The sequence below is a fragment of the Staphylococcus sp. MB377 genome (genome assembly GCF_001922505.1).
Classification (GTDB): domain Bacteria; phylum Bacillota; class Bacilli; order Staphylococcales; family Staphylococcaceae; genus Staphylococcus; species Staphylococcus haemolyticus.
This window is the reverse complement of sequence record NZ_MAON01000025.1, coordinates 1-3,051: the sequence shown is the minus strand read 5'-3', so window position 1 is coordinate 3,051 and position 3,051 is coordinate 1. Positions and strand designations below refer to the sequence as shown.

Here is a 3,051-nt window from a genome sequence, read left to right as displayed (position 1 = left end):
GCAATANATATGAGAACGATTGACTAAAAGTTTGGTGGAAACATAGATTAAGTTATTAAGGGCGCACGGTGGATGCCTTGGCACTAGAAGCCGACGAAGGACGTTACTAACGACGATATGCTTTGGGTAGCTGTAAGTAAGCGTTGATCCAGAGATTTCCGAATGGGGGAACCCAGCACGAGTTATGTCGTGTTATCGACAAGTGAATTCATAGCTTGTCAGAAGGCAGACCCGGAGAACTGAAACATCTTAGTACCCGGAGGAAGAGAAAGAAAAATCGATTCCCTGAGTAGCGGCGAGCGAAACGGGAAGAGCCCAAACCAATAAGCTTGCTTATTGGGGTTGTAGGACACTCTATACGGAGTTACAAAGGAATATGTTAGACGAATCATCTGGAAAGTTGAATCAAAGAAGGTAATAATCCTGTAGTTGAAAATATATTCTCTCTTGAGTGGATCCTGAGTACGACGGAGCACGTGAAATTCCGTCGGAATCTGGGAGGACCATCTCCTAAGGCTAAATACTCTCTAGTGACCGATAGTGAACCAGTACCGTGAGGGAAAGGTGAAAAGTACCCCGGAAGGGGAGTGAAAGAGAACTTGAAACCGTGTGCTTACAAGTAGTCAGAGCCCGTTAATGGGTGATGGCGTGCCTTTTGTAGAATGAACCGGCGAGTTACGATCTGATGCAAGGTTAAGCAGGAAATGTGGAGCCGTAGCGAAAGCGAGTCTGAATAGGGCGTTGAGTATTTGGTCGTAGACCCGAAACCAGGTGATCTACCCATGGTCAGGTTGAAGTTCAGGTAACACTGAATGGAGGACCGAACCGACTTACGTTGAAAAGTGAGCGGATGAACTGTGGGTAGCGGAGAAATTCCAATCGAACTTGGAGATAGCTGGTTCTCTCCGAAATAGCTTTAGGGCTAGCCTCAAGTGATGATTATTGGAGGTAGAGCACTGTTTGGACGAGGGGCCCCTCTCGGGTTACCGAATTCAGACAAACTCCGAATGCCAATTAATTTAACTTGGGAGTCAGAACATGGGTGATAAGGTCCGTGTTCGAAAGGGAAACAGCCCAGACCACCAGCTAAGGTCCCAAAATATATGTTAAGTGGAAAAGGATGTGGCGTTGCCCAGACAACTAGGATGTTGGCTTAGAAGCAGCCATCATTTAAAGAGTGCGTAATAGCTCACTAGTCGAGTGACACTGCGCCGAAAATGTACCGGGGCTAAACATATTACCGAAGCTGTGGATTGTCCGTAGGACAATGGTAGGAGAGCGTTCTAAGGGCGTTGAAGCATGATCGCAAGGACATGTGGAGCGCTTAGAAGTGAGAATGCCGGTGTGAGTAGCGAAAGACGGGTGAGAATCCCGTCCACCGATTGACTAAGGTTTCCAGAGGAAGGCTCGTCCGCTCTGGGTTAGTCGGGTCCTAAGCTGAGGCCGACAGGCGTAGGCGATGGATAACAGGTTGATATTCCTGTACCACCTAGCATCGTTTTAATCGATGGGGGGACGCAGTAGGATAGGCGAAGCGTACGATTGGATTGTACGTCTAAGCAGTGAGATTGAGTGTTAGGCAAATCCGGCACTCTTAAGATTGAGCTGTGATGGGGAGAGGAAATTGTTTCCTCGAGTCGTTGATTTCACACTGCCGAGAAAAGCCTCTAGATAGATAATAGGTGCCCGTACCGCAAACCGACACAGGTAGTCAAGATGAGAATTCTAAGGTGAGCGAGCGAACTCTCGTTAAGGAACTCGGCAAAATGACCCCGTAACTTCGGGAGAAGGGGTGCTCTTTAGGGTGCAAGCCCAGAAGAGCCGCAGTGAATAGGCCCAAGCGACTGTTTATCAAAAACACAGGTCTCTGCTAAACCGTAAGGTGATGTATAGGGGCTGACGCCTGCCCGGTGCTGGAAGGTTAAGAGGAGTGGTTAGCTTCTGCGAAGCTACGAATCGAAGCCCCAGTAAACGGCGGCCGTAACTATAACGGTCCTAAGGTAGCGAAATTCCTTGTCGGGTAAGTTCCGACCCGCACGAAAGGCGTAACGATTTGGGCACTGTCTCAACGAGAGACTCGGTGAAATCATAGTACCTGTGAAGATGCAGGTTACCCGCGACAGGACGGAAAGACCCCGTGGAGCTTTACTGTAGCCTGATATTGAAATTCGGCACAGCTTGTACAGGATAGGTAGGAGCCTTTGAAACGTGAGCGCTAGCTTACGTGGAGGCGCTGGTGGGATACTACCCTAGCTGTGTTGGCTTTCTAACCCGCACCACTTATCGTGGTGGGAGACAGTGTCAGGCGGGCAGTTTGACTGGGGCGGTCGCCTCCTAAAAGGTAACGGAGGCGCTCAAAGGTTCCCTCAGAATGGTTGGAAATCATTCATAGAGTGTAAAGGCATAAGGGAGCTTGACTGCGAGACCTACAAGTCGAGCAGGGTCGAAAGACGGACTTAGTGATCCGGTGGTTCCGCATGGAAGGGCCATCGCTCAACGGATAAAAGCTACCCCGGGGATAACAGGCTTATCTCCCCCAAGAGTTCACATCGACGGGGAGGTTTGGCACCTCGATGTCGGCTCATCGCATCCTGGGGCTGTAGTCGGTCCCAAGGGTTGGGCTGTTCGCCCATTAAAGCGGTACGCGAGCTGGGTTCAGAACGTCGTGAGACAGTTCGGTCCCTATCCGTCGTGGGCGTAGGAAATTTGAGAGGAGCTGTCCTTAGTACGAGAGGACCGGGATGGACATACCTCTGGTGTACCAGTTGTCGTGCCAACGGCATAGCTGGGTAGCTATGTATGGACGGGATAAGTGCTGAAAGCATCTAAGCATGAAGCCCCCCTCAAGATGAGATTTCCCAACTTCGGTTATAAGATCCCTCAAAGATGATGAGGTTAATAGGTTCGAGGTGGAAGCGTGGTGACACGTGGAGCTGACGAATACTAATCGATCGAAGACTTAATCAATTTATTTCAATGTTTTGCGAAGCAAAATCATTTACTTACTATCTAGTTTTGAATGTATAATCATTCTCTTGTCTGGTGACAATG

General features: G+C 49.3%; 1 rRNA gene. It reads left to right on the top strand.

Annotated features, from left to right (window positions below):
* Nucleotides 1-45 precede the first annotated feature (45 nt).
* A 23S ribosomal RNA gene (locus BB045_RS06905) occupies nt 46-2,967 on the top strand.
* The last annotated feature ends 84 nt before the right edge of the window (nt 2,968-3,051 follow it).